13 protein-coding genes are annotated in these 13,927 nt (G+C 52.4%); 12 read left to right on the top strand and 1 reads right to left on the bottom strand.

Going from position 1 to position 13,927, the window contains the following annotated elements; all coding sequences use genetic code 11:
• The first annotated feature begins 75 nt into the window (after positions 1–75).
• From rfaD to L3069_RS00705, 6 genes are all read left to right on the top strand, one after another.
• The gene (gene rfaD / locus L3069_RS00730; RefSeq protein ID WP_022646634.1) at positions 76–1,056 is read left to right on the top strand and encodes an ADP-glyceromanno-heptose 6-epimerase; all 981 of its coding nucleotides are present in this window, start codon (positions 76–78) and stop codon (positions 1,054–1,056) included.
• Between the two features lie 79 nt (positions 1,057–1,135).
• The gene (gene rfaF, locus L3069_RS00725) at positions 1,136–2,182 is read left to right on the top strand and encodes an ADP-heptose--LPS heptosyltransferase RfaF (RefSeq protein WP_023305214.1); all 1,047 of its coding nucleotides are present in this window, start codon (positions 1,136–1,138) and stop codon (positions 2,180–2,182) included.
• A 3-nt stretch (positions 2,183–2,185) separates the two neighbouring features.
• The gene (gene rfaC, locus L3069_RS00720; protein WP_038415031.1) at positions 2,186–3,169 is read left to right on the top strand and encodes a lipopolysaccharide heptosyltransferase RfaC; all 984 of its coding nucleotides are present in this window, start codon (positions 2,186–2,188) and stop codon (positions 3,167–3,169) included.
• 3 nt (positions 3,170–3,172) lie between these two features.
• Positions 3,173–4,282 (top strand): glycosyltransferase family 9 protein, encoded by a 1,110-nt coding sequence (locus tag L3069_RS00715; RefSeq protein ID WP_022646631.1) that lies wholly within the window; start codon positions 3,173–3,175, stop codon positions 4,280–4,282.
• Positions 4,283–4,287: 5 nt separating this feature from the next.
• Positions 4,288–5,187: a glycosyltransferase family 2 protein gene (locus tag L3069_RS00710; protein WP_023305212.1), complete on the top strand. Its 900-nt coding sequence runs from the start codon at positions 4,288–4,290 to the stop codon at positions 5,185–5,187.
• Positions 5,175–6,386 carry an O-antigen ligase gene (locus tag L3069_RS00705; RefSeq protein ID WP_038415029.1) on the top strand — a complete coding sequence of 404 codons (1,212 nt, stop codon included), beginning with the start codon at positions 5,175–5,177 and terminating at the stop codon, positions 6,384–6,386. Before L3069_RS00710 ends, L3069_RS00705 begins: the two co-directional genes overlap by 13 nt.
• Positions 6,387–6,412: 26 nt before the next feature.
• Here the strand turns inward: L3069_RS00705 and L3069_RS00700 are convergent, their stop codons facing one another.
• Positions 6,413–7,366 (bottom strand): polysaccharide deacetylase family protein, encoded by a 954-nt coding sequence (locus L3069_RS00700; protein ID WP_022646628.1) that lies wholly within the window; start codon positions 7,364–7,366, stop codon positions 6,413–6,415.
• Between the two features lie 150 nt (positions 7,367–7,516).
• Here L3069_RS00700 and rfaQ point away from each other — a divergent pair, with 150 nt between their 5' ends.
• From rfaQ to L3069_RS00670, 6 genes are all read left to right on the top strand, one after another.
• Positions 7,517–8,587 (top strand): putative lipopolysaccharide heptosyltransferase III, encoded by a 1,071-nt coding sequence (gene rfaQ, locus L3069_RS00695; RefSeq protein WP_038415028.1) that lies wholly within the window; start codon positions 7,517–7,519, stop codon positions 8,585–8,587.
• Positions 8,584–9,711, top strand: coding sequence for a glycosyltransferase family 4 protein (locus tag L3069_RS00690; RefSeq protein ID WP_038415027.1), 1,128 nt, complete (start codon positions 8,584–8,586; stop codon positions 9,709–9,711). The genes rfaQ and L3069_RS00690 overlap by 4 nt, the downstream gene beginning before the upstream one ends.
• 2 nt (positions 9,712–9,713) lie before the next feature.
• Positions 9,714–10,814: a glycosyltransferase gene (locus tag L3069_RS00685; RefSeq protein WP_100167767.1), complete on the top strand. Its 1,101-nt coding sequence runs from the start codon at positions 9,714–9,716 to the stop codon at positions 10,812–10,814.
• Between the two features lie 11 nt (positions 10,815–10,825).
• Positions 10,826–11,815, top strand: coding sequence for a glycosyltransferase (locus L3069_RS00680; RefSeq protein WP_023299021.1), 990 nt, complete (start codon positions 10,826–10,828; stop codon positions 11,813–11,815).
• A gap of 66 nt (positions 11,816–11,881) precedes the next feature.
• Positions 11,882–13,156, top strand: a complete 1,275-nt coding sequence (gene waaA / locus L3069_RS00675; protein ID WP_003860874.1) for a lipid IV(A) 3-deoxy-D-manno-octulosonic acid transferase — start codon at positions 11,882–11,884, stop codon at positions 13,154–13,156.
• Complete coding sequence (locus L3069_RS00670; RefSeq protein WP_022646623.1) at positions 13,156–13,926, top strand: glycosyltransferase family 2 protein; 771 nt, start codon at positions 13,156–13,158, stop codon at positions 13,924–13,926. Before waaA ends, L3069_RS00670 begins: the two co-directional genes overlap by 1 nt.
• Position 13,927 lies beyond the last annotated feature (1 nt).

Here is a 13,927-nt window from a genome sequence, read left to right as displayed (position 1 = left end):
GGGCATTGTGATGATATGATAAAGAGATTAGCGTTCGGGATGTTCCCCGGACTCCACACTTCAAAGGTTACAGTTATGATCATCGTTACCGGCGGCGCGGGCTTTATCGGCAGCAATATTGTTAAGGCCCTCAATGACAAAGGCATCACCGACATCCTGGTGGTGGACAACCTGAAAGACGGCACCAAGTTCGTAAACCTGGTGGATCTGAACATCGCTGACTACATGGATAAAGAAGACTTTCTTATCCAGATTATGGCGGGTGAAGAGTTCGGCGAGATCGAAGCCATCTTCCACGAAGGGGCCTGTTCCTCCACCACCGAGTGGGACGGCAAGTACATGATGGACAACAACTATCAGTACTCCAAAGAGATCCTGCACTACTGCCTGGAGCGTGAAATTCCGTTCCTGTACGCCTCTTCCGCGGCAACCTACGGTGGACGCACTTCAGATTTCATCGAATCCCGCGAGTATGAGCAGCCGCTGAACGTTTACGGTTACTCCAAATTCCTGTTTGATGAGTACGTGCGTCAGATCCTCCCAGAAGCAAACTCTCAGATTGTCGGCTTCCGCTACTTCAACGTCTACGGACCGCGCGAAGGCCACAAAGGCAGCATGGCGAGCGTGGCGTTCCACCTGAACACCCAGTTAAATAACGGCGAAAGTCCGAAACTGTTCGAAGGCAGCGACGGCTTTAAGCGTGACTTCGTCTACGTAGGCGACGTGGCGGCAGTGAACCTGTGGTTCCTGGAAAACGGCGTGTCCGGCATTTTCAACCTGGGCACAGGCCGCGCGGAATCCTTCCAGGCGGTGGCAGACGCGACGCTGGCTTACCATAAGAAAGGCAGCATCGAGTACATTCCGTTCCCGGATAAGCTGAAAGGCCGCTACCAGGCATTCACCCAGGCGGACCTGACTAACCTGCGCGCCGCAGGCTACGACAAGCCGTTCAAGACCGTTGCCGAAGGCGTAACGGAATATATGGCCTGGCTGAACCGTGACCGCGATATAAATTCACAAAATCATTCGAGCGGTATCAAGGCGGCAACTAAGTGAATCTCCGGGAGCTTACAAAAGTAAGTGACTGGAGTGAACGCAGGCAGCCAACGCAGAGACAGCTTGAAGGATGAAGTGAATGAAAATACTGGTGATCGGCCCGTCCTGGGTGGGCGACATGATGATGTCGCAAAGTCTCTATCGCACGCTCAAGGCGCGTTATCCCCAGGCGATAATCGACGTGATGGCACCCGCATGGTGCCGTCCGCTGTTATCGCGTATGCCGGAAGTGAACGAGGCGATCCCGATGCCGCTCGGCCACGGGGCGCTGGAAATCGGTGAACGCCGCAAACTCGGCCATAGCCTGCGCGAGAAACGCTATGATCGCGCATATGTCCTGCCAAACTCCTTCAAATCCGCTCTTGTGCCCTTCTTTGCGGGCATCCCGCACCGTACCGGTTGGCGCGGTGAAATGCGCTACGGCCTGCTTAACGACGCCCGGGTGCTGGATAAAGAGGCCTGGCCGCTGATGGTAGAACGCTACGTGGCGCTGGCCTACGACAAAGGCGTGATGCGCAGCGCGAAAGATCTGCCGCAGCCGCTACTGTGGCCGCAGCTCCAGGTAAGCGACGGGGAGAAATCCCACACCTGCAACGCGTTTGGCATTTCGTCCGAACGCCCGATGATTGGCTTCTGCCCCGGCGCGGAGTTTGGTCCGGCAAAACGCTGGCCGCACTATCACTACGCAGAGCTGGCGAAACAGCTGATCGACGAAGGCTATCAAATTGTGCTGTTTGGCTCAGCGAAAGATCACGAGGCGGGCAATGAAATTCTCGCCACGCTCAGCACCGAGCAACAGGCCTGGTGCCGAAACCTGGCCGGGGAAACGCAGCTCGAGCAGGCGGTTATTTTGATTGCCGCCTGTAAAGCCGTTGTCAGCAACGACTCTGGCCTGATGCACGTCGCCGCCGCGCTGGATCGTCCGCTGGTGGCGCTGTATGGCCCGAGCAGCCCGGACTTCACGCCGCCGCTGTCGCACAAAGCGCGCGTAATTCGCCTGATCACCGGCTACCACAAGGTACGTAAAGGTGATGCCGCAGAAGGCTACCATCAGAGCCTGATCGACATTACGCCGCAGCGCGTTCTCGAAGAGCTCAACGAACTTCTGTTGAGCGAAGAAGGATAACGAATGCGGGTATTGATCGTTAAAACTTCTTCGATGGGCGATGTGCTGCATACGCTGCCGTCACTGACGGACGCGATGCGGGCCATTCCCGGCATTCGTTTTGACTGGGTGGTGGAAGAAGGCTTCGCGCAGATCCCCACCTGGCATGAAGCGGTTGATCGCGTGATCCCGGTGGCCATTCGCCGCTGGCGCAAAGCGTGGTTCTCCGCACAGATTAAAGCCGAACGCAAAGCCTTCCGCGAAGCGGTGCAGGCCCGGCGTTACGACGCGATCGTCGACGCCCAGGGGCTGGTGAAAAGCGCCGCGCTGGTCACGCGTCTGGCGCACGGCGTAAAGCACGGCATGGACTGGCAAACCGCCCGCGAACCGCTGGCGAGCCTGTTCTATAATCGTCGCCACCATATTGCGAAGCAGCAGCACGCCGTGGAACGTACCCGCGAGCTGTTCGCGAAAAGCCTGGGCTATGCAAAACCTGAAGCCCAGGGTGACTACGCTATTGCACAGCATTTTTTGCGCGAGACGGAGGAGCATGCCGAACCGTATCTGGTGTTCCTGCATGCCACAACGCGCGACGATAAGCACTGGCCGGAAACGCACTGGAGAAGGCTGATTGAACTAATGCAACCTTGCGGTATCCATATTAAACTCCCGTGGGGTGCAGAACATGAGCGGCAGCGTGCGGAACGTCTGGCAGCAGGCTTTTCCCACGTTGAGGTGTTACCCAAACTCACGCTGGCGCAGGTTGCCGCACAGCTGGCGGGCGCTAACGCCGTCGTTTCTGTGGATACAGGGTTAAGCCATTTAACCGCCGCACTGGATCGTCCTAATATCACGATTTTCGGCCCGACCGATCCGGGGTTGATCGGGGGTTACGGTAAAAACCAGCATCAGATGGTCAGCCCTACGCAACAAACGAAGGATATTAGCGCAGATGCTATTTTTTCATTTTTACATGGCAGCCATCGGCTTTCCAACAGGGATATTTAACCCATGAGTTATGTATTTCTGCTGATTTTACTCTTTCCGGTGAAACTCCTCCGGAAGCTGTTTCGAAAAGACACGGGCAAAAACCTTGTCATTCAGACAGCCAAAATCGGTGACTTTATTAATGCGACACCTCTACTGGCATATCTGCAAAAAAGCGATGTGTTGGTCAGTCGCAGCGTTGGTGCGCTGGCGAAGCATGATGAGACTATCGAGCAGATCTATTTCATTGAGCAGCATAAGCGCAACCTGTGGCGTAAACTGTGCTTCGCGTGCAGGATCATGAACCGCTACGACAACGTCTACCTGCTACAACCCAACAGCGTGAACCTCTTTTTTGCCGCCGTCTGCAATGCTAAAAACAAACAATTTTTAACCATTTACACGCGCAGGTGGTATCACGGGATTTTCTATCTTGCGGCTGACGGTACCGTTGAGCATGGCAAAAAAACGCTTTCGGTGTCGAACTACCTGAAACTGGCCGACCGCGCACTCACATGGCAAGACTCTCCCAAGCACGCCACAAAGCCGCTCTTTAAACCGACGACCTGGCCGGCCATTCTTGATAAACCTGACGTTATCCGCATCGGCATCAGTATTGCGGCGGGCAATAAAGCCAAAACCGTTCCTCCGGTTATCTGGAAACGGATTGTTGATCAACTCGCTGATTTACCCTGCGAGTTTTATGTCTTCGGTGCGCCAAATGAACAGTCGTGGATGGACGATATCACCCGCCTTTACGGTGAAATCCCTAATTTTATCAATCTTATTGGCAAAATTTCGCTGGAAGAGCTTCCCTGGGCCATTTCTAAGATGGACTGTTATATCGCGTCTGACTCGGGGAATGTGTATATCGCAGACGCCGTTGGCGTTCCGGTAGTCCTGCTGTTTGGTCCGTGTTGTCATTATGAACAACGTCCGCTTGGCAATGTGTTGCTGATCGGGAATGACGACAACATTTGTTCTTATGTGTTTGAAACGCGCTATTACTTCCCGCAAGAACGGGAAGCACTATTCTCTGTCACTGACTCCGCGTTACACGATCTTCAGCAGTTTATCCGTACATTACCCAAAGCCCGCTCACTGGCTAGCGCTACCGACGCTCAAGGAAACTAATTTTTATGGCTTTTTTAAGCGTCATTATTGCTGCGCATAACGCTGAAGCTACGCTGCATGCCACGCTTTCAAGCCTGCTGGCAGCCACCGTTCAAGACACTGAAATTATTATTTTTAATGACAGTTCTGAGGATACCACGCAGGCAATAATTGAAGAGTGGTCACCTAAATTTCCTCAGATCATAACGCGCACCGTGAACTTTCGTAACGTCGGCCGGGTACGAAACAGTGCTGTCGCACTGGCATCCGGTGAATATATTACGATGCTCGACAGTGACGATTGCTTAAAGCCGGGCAGCCTCAGGGACGCAATTACCTTTCTGAAAGCGCAACGTCCGGATATGTTACTGACACGTTTGCTTGAGATTCGCGATCCCCGGAAAATGACTTCAGACTGGCAGGGATTCAACCCTGTGCCATTGTCACAACATGAAGCAGTCGCTCGTTTCTTACGCCATAAAGACTTTCAGGCGCATCTCATTGGCCAGTTTATTCATCGTAGCCTGTACGAGAGCAACCCTATTCCTCCAATGTTATGTTATGAGGATTTCGCTGTCTTCCCCGGAATGTTGATGCAATCGAGCAAAATAGTCTATCAACGCCAGGGGCATTATTATTACGTCAAGCGTCGCGACAGTTTGTCGAGCAGTCTGGACGCCAGCAAAATTTCAACGCTTGTCGAATGCACGTTACAGATGGAAAGAACATTTCCGTCAAGCTACAGGCATCTTGTCAATTGCCACTGGTTTGATATTTACAGCAACCATCGGTCCTGTCTTACAGACCAACAATTGCAACTCGTGAAACAACGCGTAAAGGCCATGTACACATTGTCTTTTTTCCTGTCCACCGATGTTCGTTTTAGCTACAAAAAAAGGGTTATTGAGGCGTTATGGAAAAAATAAAGTTAAGAACTTACCAGTTAACACTCGCATTGAGCCTTATCTCTTTAGCTCTTGTGCTTGTTAATTCAGGGAAACAACGAGAGTTTTTCTATATTGCAATATACGCAAGTATCTTGGGTTTGGCATTTGAGTATAAAAAAATCTCCTGGCATCCTTTTAGTATCGCCTATCCTATTATGCTGATAGGGTTACTTAATCTTATTTGGTATGTCACTTATGAATTGCATAATGAGGGATTAAACGCATACAGTGATTATCTTGGATCGAGTAAAAAATTAATTCTGGCAAGCCTTTTGATTTTTTACCTTGACCGTTTCAAAAATTATGTACCAAAAGATAATTTTGTGAAATACTTCTTAATTAGTACAGCTGTAGGTTATACCCTTGCCACAGCTTATGGCCTTTATCAGGCTGTACAAGGTATTAATCGCGTAGAGATGGCTATAAACCGTCCAACTATCGCAGCGTATGTATATTCTGTTCTATCATTAGCCTTTGTTTACAGCTTATACCTAAAGAATAATGTGAAATTATACCTTTTGGCAGGCGTCGTAGTCCTGATATCTTTCTTCCTGATTCTTTTGACAGCCACGCGTGCCGCCATGGCCCTTTACCTGTTACTGGCTATTATTCTTACACTTTATCATTTCCGAAAAATTCACCTTAAATCATTAATGATTTTTTTATGCATCGTTGCAGGGATCATAATTGTAAGTTATAAACCATTGATATCACCTAAAATTCAACAAACAGTGACTGAGATAACTAAATATCAGGAAGGGCATGATGCAACTTCTCTGGGGGCTCGTTTTTCAATGTGGAACGTGGGTCTTATGACTGGCATTGCGCATCCACTGGGACAGTCTATTGAAAGCAGGGAATCATGGGTTCGAAATTATGTCGCAAATGGACATCAACATGTTGCAGCAGCGCTCGGTTACATTCGAATTCATTTGCACAATGAGTTTATTGAAAAATATTCACTGCAAGGCATTCCTGGACTGCTAATTTTGTGCTTCTTTTTTGTTTCGATAATAGCTTACTCTATTAGAAGTAAAAACGCACTGCTGCTAACCTCGATGCTACTTTTGCTTTTGTATGGACTGACGGATGTCATACTGCTCAGTTCAGAAGCCTTAATCTTCTTTATGGTTTTGTTTGCATTAAGTACACCTTTCACCCAAACAAAGCAGCAATAGCAAATATGCCCGCCTGGCGGGCATAACTATTTTTTGTACTGGTAAAACTCCGCCAGCGTCATCCCCACGGTCTTATCTGATAACCAGGTAAAGAGCTGCTCCAGATCCTGATAAAGCCCCTCAATCGCGGCCTCGTCTTTAAAAGTAGGGCTCCCGCCAGGCATAAATTCCGACGAATGCAGCATGAACTCTACGTAGTCATTTCCCTGAGACAGGCACTGCTGCGCAACCTTAATCATCTCCTGCGCGTTACCGCCGGACGGGCGTAACCAGTTAACTGACGGAGAACGGTATTTACCGCGCAGACGATCGTAACCCTGCTTCAGGGAATTCAGCCATGCCGGGTGTTTATACTGGATGCTCATTGGCACTTCGAGGAGAAGGCTGTTTCCCGGCCGGGAAATGTCGTCTACGTCCAAAAAGTAGGCGCGATCGGGAAAATGCTGGTAATTCGTTCCGCCATTACCCTGTGGGGCACCTTTCGCGTTGCGCCAGTTCACGCGCGGCGTAACGGAACAATCTACCTGATACCCCAGCTCAATCAGTAACCGGGCGTAACGGCTGTCGAATGCCCAGCGCCCGGCGCGATGGCTGAGCATTTTTGTCTGGAAGGTCTCTTCCAGTAGGCGGGTCATGAACAGCACTTTCTCACGCATGACCTCGTCTGAAAACTCAATCAGATAAGGCTGCCAGCGCCAGTCATCACCGGTCAGATCGTGCTCCGGAGGGCTGTTCCAGGCATGGAGATGCATTCCTACCTCGCCCTGCCCCCGGGCTATGACCTCTTTCGCGAACTCAATGAACACCGGTTCGACGGCCATCTCGTAATTGGTGAGCCAGACAGGCTTAAAGCCGAAACGCTCGCAAAGCGTCTGAAACCGCGCCAGGTAGCGCGCGTTTTCCGTTTTGATGACCCGGTGGTTCTGCCAGAGATTATCCCCTTCGGTATCGATCGTGATGATAAACGCTGGTTTTTTCATAATGAGTCCGCAAGACAAAATAGTTAGCGCTATGTTACGCACGCCCGAAAGCAGGAGTAAACCCTTCCAGGGAAATTCCTGACATTATGGAGAAAGAGTGCAAGTCGTTACCAGGTCTATTAGAATTGCCAACAGTACAACGCCGATAAGATGATGATGAATAACTTACCTGACACGCCTGATTTGCGCATTTTACTGATTAAACTTCGCCATCATGGTGACATGTTACTCACCACCCCCGTCATCAATTCATTGCGCCAGAAATGGCCTGAAGCCCAAATCGACGTGCTTCTCTATGAAGAGACGCGAGACATGCTCGCCGCGCATCCGGCAATCGGTACGATCTATGGTATCGATCGTAAATGGAAGCAGTTGGGGACGCTGAAGCACCTGCAAAAAGAGTGGCAGTTGCTTCGTGCTTTACGCGCTCAGCATTATCATCTGGTGATCAATCTTGCCGATCAGTGGCGCAGCGCGCTGGTTACCCGCTTCACCGGCGCACCGGTTCGGCTCGGGTTCGCTTTTAACAAGCGCAATAATGCCTTCTGGCGTTTTTGTCACAGTGAACTGGTCTCGGTCGCCAGCCATCAGAACCTGCACACCGTTGAACAAAACCTGTCCATACTGAAACCATTACCCGTTGCCGCCAGACCCGCCGTCACCATGGCTTACAGCGCGGATGACTGGCACCATGCTCATCACAAGCTGACACAAAAGGGCGTGGGGGAACGCTATATCGTTATTCAACCCACTTCACGCTGGTTCTTTAAGTGCTGGGACGAAGGCAAAATGGCGCAAACTATCGCCGCATTGCAGCAGGACGGCCACACTATCGTCCTTACGGCGGGACCGGATAAGAAAGAGCTGGCGATGATTGACCGCATTCTTGCCGCCTCCCCGCAGACGGGTGTTGTATCGCTGGCAGGGCAGTTAACCCTGCGCCAGCTGGCCTCGCTTATCGATCACGCAGCCCTGTTCATTGGCGTTGACTCCGTCCCCATGCACATGGCCGCCGCCCTTCAGACGCCCTGCGTGGCGCTGTTTGGCCCATCAAAGTTGACGTTCTGGTCGCCATGGCAGGTTAACGGCGAGGTCATCTGGGCTGGTAACTACGGCCCGCTTCCCAACCCTGACGCCATTGATACAAAAACGACGGAACGTTATCTCGACGCCATCCCCGTTGATGCTGTCGTCTCCGCCGCAAGGAGATACCTGCAATGAAGCTTCATCGTCTGGCCATTGTGCGCCAAAAATATCGGCCGGATGGGGGAGCAGAACGTTTTGTCTCCAGGGCACTCACCGCGCTGAGCAATCAAAATCTTGAGCTCAACGTCATCACCCGCGAGTGGCAGGGCGAAAAGCAGGACGACTGGCATATTCATATCTGCGATCCACGAAAGTGGGGCCGCATCAGCCGTGAACGCGGCTTTGCACACGCCGCGCGCGCGCTGTGGCAGCAACAGCAGTTTGATATTGTACAGAGCCACGAACGTATTCCGGGCTGCGATATTTACCGCGCCGGAGATGGTGTACATCGACGCTGGATGCTACAGCGTACGCGTATTCTTCCCGCCTGGCGCGCGAAGCTGCTCATGCACGATCGCTATCACCGCTACGTGATGAACGCCGAACGTGAAATGTACCAGGCTCCCGAGTTGAAAGCCGTTATCTGTAATGCGGAGATGATCAAGCGCGAAATCGTCGAAGACTTTGATATTGACGCAAAAAAGATACATGTGATTTATAATTCAATAGATTCCCGCCGCTTCGTTCCGGCAGAAGAGAGGCAGCGAGCTGTACTGCGTAAGCAATTTGGCTTACCCGCTGATGCCGTCATTTTCTGCTTCGTGGGTTCAGGGTTTGAACGCAAGGGGCTGGCAAGCGCTATTCAGGCTATAGCAGGAACATCGGCGTGGCTGGTTGTGGTCGGTCAGGATAAAGCGGAAAGCCGTTATCGCGACCTCGCCCGTTCATTAGGCTGTGAGGGGCAAATCCGTTTCCTGGGGATGCAAAAAGAGACGCTACCATTTTATCAGCTTTCTGATGGTTTACTGCTGCCGACGCTGTATGATCCTTTCCCTAACGTCATACTTGAAGCAATGGCCTGTGGATTGCCCGTCATTACGTCAGAGAGTTGCGGTGGTTCGGAATTTATTGAGCAAGGCCAGAACGGGTTTTACTGTGATGCACTTGATATCCACACATTGAAGGAGGCCGTCATGTCCATCCCTTCACTGGAAAAAAATAACAATATGGGGCTTGCGGCGCGTGAACGCGTCAGAGAAGCAACCCCTGAAAAACTATCAAGTCAGCTTATTTCGCTTTATCAAAAATTACTGGATTAATAATGCGCATCCTAATGATTATTGATGGTTTACCCGGTGGAGGAGCCGAAAAAACGGTTCTCACCCTCTCCAGCGGACTGACAGAACTGGGGCATCAGGTCACCCTTTTCTCCTTACGGAAGGTGTGCGACTACGCCGTTCCGGAAGGCATCGATTTTCAGGTCGTGCAGGATACCTGTAAAAAACCCTGGCGGAAGCTGACCGAGATCCCGCGTCGCGCCCGTTTGCTGGATCGCGCCATTGAGCAGGCAGAACGCAGCGGTAAATTTGACGTCGTCTTCTCGCATCTGCATAAAACCGACCGTATCGTGGCGCACAGCCGCGTGCTGGATCGCGATAAGGTCTGGTTTTGCGTACACGGGATGTTCTCCTTCTCCTATTTGCGCCATCGCAGCGGGCTTTCTCGCTGGTTTAAGCATTATAAAATTCGTCATACCTATGAAAACCGCAACGTGGTGGCGGTATCCGGCGCCGTGCTGCACGATCTGTCTGAAGTACTCGCGATCCCCCTGCGGCGCAAAGCGGTTATCCATAACCCGTTTGATATCCCTGAAATTCAGCGTCTGGCGGAAGCGCCCTTTGAGATGCAGGGGCAGAATTACATTATCCACGTTGGCCGTTTTCATGAGCACAAACGTCACGACCGGCTGCTGCGGGCGTTTGCGATGAGCAAGATTGACGCATCGCTGGTGTTGATGGGCAAAGGCTCTGACGTGAAAATTAACCAGCTCAAACAGCTTGCCGCTAAGCTGGGAATTGAAAACAAGATCGTCTTCCGCCCGTTTGAAACCAATCCTTATCCGTGGATCAAAGGTGCACGCCTTTTAGTGTTAAGTTCCGACTGCGAAGGTTTTGGTAATGTACTGGTAGAGTCCATTATCTGTCAGACCCCACCGGTGAGTACAAACTGCCCTGGCGGCCCTGCTGAGATCCTTACTGGCCCTCTGGCGCGTAGTCTGACCGCGTTAACCGACGAATCACTGGCGAAAACACTGGCAGAACTGTATGCCTCTCCGCCGGTTGTTGATCGCGAAACGATCGCATCGTTCGGTATCAACGCCATTTGCCAGCAATACATTGCTTTGGTCGACAACCAAAAATAATCAGGTTTCATATGCAAAATTCAGCGCCTTTATTAAGCGTGGTGGTTGCCGTTTATAACGGTGAAGCTTTTCTCGATCAGTTCTTTACCTGCCTTGTAAATCAACACATCGACAGTATGGAAGTCATCATCGTGAATGACGGCTCCACTGACCGCTCGATGCAGATTGTCGAAAAATGGCGCGAACAGCTGCCACAGATGCAGGTCATTGAACAACCTAATCAGGGCGTGTCCATCGCGCGTAATACCGGCCTGGCCGTTGCGACCGGCCAATATCTCTCTTTCCCGGATATTGATGATGTCTTCAAACCCGGCATGTACCAGCGTCTGCTGGATATGGCCGTCACGCAGAACCTGGATGTCGCCACCTGCAACGGCAACTACGTCTGGGAAAATAACAAAAAACCGTCTCGCCCTATCTTCCCTGAAGATAAGCTCGCCTCAACGAGCGTCATGAATGGCGCGGCATGGTTAAAAAAGGCGCTGGATTCACGTAAGTTCCTGCATGTGACCTGGCTGAATATCTATCGTCACGATTTTATTCGTCAGCACGGCTTTCGTTTCGAGCCTGGCCTGCGCCATCAGGATATCCCGTGGACGACTGAGGTGCTGCTTGCTGCAGAACGCGTTCAGTACACCAGCGAACGCTTTTACGACTACTACATTCACTCCGCCTCAGTATCGCACACCCCGGATAATGACGACACGCTGATTCGCTCAGCGCGCCATTACATGAAGATCCTGAAGATGCTAGATGCCATTAACCAGCGCTACCCGGATAAAGTGAAAAATATCCCGGCCTGTCACTGGCAAATCGCCAAAGAGGGTCTGGGAATTATTCATACCTTCGACAACATGAAGGATGAAGCGAAGAAATCAATGATAATCAAAGAGTTCTTCGACACCGGGATCTGGAAGCTCATCTGGAAAAGTGCCAAAAGCCCGCGTTTGCGCTGGCGCCTGGGCCGACGCTACTTCCGTTTAAAACGGTATCTGGCATAAGAGATAGCTTTAGCACGCTTAAATGCTTAGAATTTCCCGGCCGAAACTAAAAAAACGGATAATCGCTTGGAATTGTTGTATACCGCCCTGCTCTACATCATTCAGCCACTGGTGTGGCTGCGACTGTTGCTTCGTAGCCGTAAAGCGCCTGCGTACCGTAAACGCTGGGCCGAACGCTATGGCTACTGCCGCAATAAAGTGGCGCCGGACGGTATTCTGCTGCATTCCGTGTCAGTTGGGGAAACGCTGGCCGCCATTCCACTGGTGCGTGCCTTACGCCATCGTTATCCGTCACTGCCCATCACCGTCACCACGATGACGCCAACCGGCTCAGAGCGCGTGATGTCTGCCTTCGGTAAAGACGTGCATCACGTCTACCTGCCGTACGATCTCCCCTGCGCCATGAACCGTTTCCTGAATACCGTTCGCCCTAAACTGGTGATCGTCATGGAAACTGAACTGTGGCCGAATATGATTTCCGCCCTGCATGCCCGTAAAATTCCTTTGGTTATCGCCAACGCGCGTCTGTCGGAACGCTCGGCGAAAGGGTACGGCAAGCTGGGTAAATTTATGCGTCGCCTGCTCAGCAAAATTACGCTGATCGCCGCGCAGAACGAAGAAGATGCCGCGCGCTTTATCGCCCTCGGCCTGAAGCGCAACCAGCTTGCGGTCACGGGTAGCCTGAAGTTCGATATTTCCGTCACCCCTGAACTCGCCGCCCGTGCGGTAACGCTGCGTCGTCAGTGGGCGCCGCGACGCCAGGTCTGGATTGCCACCAGCACCCATGACGGCGAAGAGGCCATTATTCTTCAGGCTCACCGCCAGCTGCTGGAAAAATTCCCTGATTTACTGCTGATTCTGGTGCCTCGCCATCCTGAGCGTTTTAAAGATGCCCGGGAGATGGTGCAAAAAGGCGGTTTCAGCTTCACCCTGCGCAGCAGCGGCGAAATCCCCTCTGGCAGCACGCAGGTGGTGATTGGCGATACGATGGGCGAACTGATGCTGCTGTACGGGATTGCCGATCTTGCTTTCGTTGGCGGAAGCCTGGTGGAGCGCGGTGGTCATAACCCGCTGGAGCCGGCAGCCCACGCCATTCCCGTGCTGATGGGTCCACACACGTTTAACTTCAAAGATATCTGCGCGAAATTGCAGCAAGCCGATGGCTTAATCACCGTGACCGATGCGGACTCGGTGGTCAAAGAGGTCTCAACCCTTCTGACTGACGAAGATTACCGCCTGTGGTACGGTCGTCACGCCGTTGAAGTCCTGCATCAGAACCAGGGCGCACTGACCCGTCTGCTGCAACTTTTGCAACCTTACCTGCCGCAGCGGAGCCACTAATGTCAACGCGTCTGTCGGTCGTGATGATCGCCAAAAACGCCGCCGACCTGCTTCCGGATTGCCTGGCCTCTGTTGCCTGGGCTGACGAAATCGTCATTCTCGATTCCGGAAGTACGGACAATACGGCGGACGTTGCCCGTGCAGCCGGGGCAAAAGTCTTTACCGACACCGACTGGCAGGGCTACGGTATTCAGCGTCAGCGTGCGCAGAGTTACGCCACGGGCGATTACGTGTTGATGATCGATACCGATGAGCGCGTCACCCCGGAACTCCGACAGGCCATTCAAACGGTGCTTGCCGCGCCACAGCCCGGCGCGGTCTACAGTATCGCGCGTCGTAACTATTTCCTGGGCCGCTTTATGCGCCACAGCGGCTGGTACCCCGACCGCGTGATGCGCCTCTATGCCCGCGAGCGTTATCAGTACAACGACAACCTGGTCCATGAGTCTCTGGCCTGCGATAACGCTCAGGTCATCCCCCTGACGGGCGATCTGCTTCATCTGACCTGCCGCGATTTCGCCAGCTTCCAGCGGAAACAGCTGAACTATGCCACCGCCTGGGCACAGGAGCGGCATGCGCGCGGCAAGAAGGCCACGCTGACCGGCATCTTCACCCACACGCTGGGCGCGTTTCTGAAAACGCTGCTGCTACGTGGTGGCGTGCTGGACGGCAAACAGGGCTGGTTACTGGCGGTAGTGAATGCCCAGTATACTTTCAATAAATACACCGAGCTGTGGGCGCTGAACCGCGGCTACTCAGAGAAAACGTGAG

The sequence above is a fragment of the Enterobacter cloacae complex sp. ECL411 genome (genome assembly GCF_021869665.1).
Lineage (GTDB): Bacteria > Pseudomonadota > Gammaproteobacteria > Enterobacterales > Enterobacteriaceae > Enterobacter > Enterobacter intestinihominis.
The sequence above is the reverse complement of the archived record's forward strand: the minus strand, read 5'-3'. Positions and strand labels throughout refer to the sequence as shown.

Bases quoted from the DNA above. Each gene is read 5' to 3' on its own strand.
- rfaD (WP_022646634.1), top strand. From the start codon at position 76: ATGATCATCGTTACCGGCGGCGCGGGCTTTATCGGCAGCAATATTGTT.
- rfaF (WP_023305214.1), top strand. From the start codon at position 1,136: ATGAAAATACTGGTGATCGGCCCGTCCTGGGTGGGCGACATGATGATG.
- rfaC (WP_038415031.1), top strand. From the start codon at position 2,186: ATGCGGGTATTGATCGTTAAAACTTCTTCGATGGGCGATGTGCTGCAT.
- L3069_RS00715 (WP_022646631.1), top strand. From the start codon at position 3,173: ATGAGTTATGTATTTCTGCTGATTTTACTCTTTCCGGTGAAACTCCTC.
- L3069_RS00710 (WP_023305212.1), top strand. From the start codon at position 4,288: ATGGCTTTTTTAAGCGTCATTATTGCTGCGCATAACGCTGAAGCTACG.
- L3069_RS00705 (WP_038415029.1), top strand. From the start codon at position 5,175: ATGGAAAAAATAAAGTTAAGAACTTACCAGTTAACACTCGCATTGAGC.
- L3069_RS00700 (WP_022646628.1), bottom strand. From the start codon at position 7,366: ATGAAAAAACCAGCGTTTATCATCACGATCGATACCGAAGGGGATAAT.
- rfaQ (WP_038415028.1), top strand. From the start codon at position 7,517: ATGATGATGAATAACTTACCTGACACGCCTGATTTGCGCATTTTACTG.
- L3069_RS00690 (WP_038415027.1), top strand. From the start codon at position 8,584: ATGAAGCTTCATCGTCTGGCCATTGTGCGCCAAAAATATCGGCCGGAT.
- L3069_RS00685 (WP_100167767.1), top strand. From the start codon at position 9,714: ATGCGCATCCTAATGATTATTGATGGTTTACCCGGTGGAGGAGCCGAA.
- L3069_RS00680 (WP_023299021.1), top strand. From the start codon at position 10,826: ATGCAAAATTCAGCGCCTTTATTAAGCGTGGTGGTTGCCGTTTATAAC.
- L3069_RS00670 (WP_022646623.1), top strand. From the start codon at position 13,156: ATGTCAACGCGTCTGTCGGTCGTGATGATCGCCAAAAACGCCGCCGAC.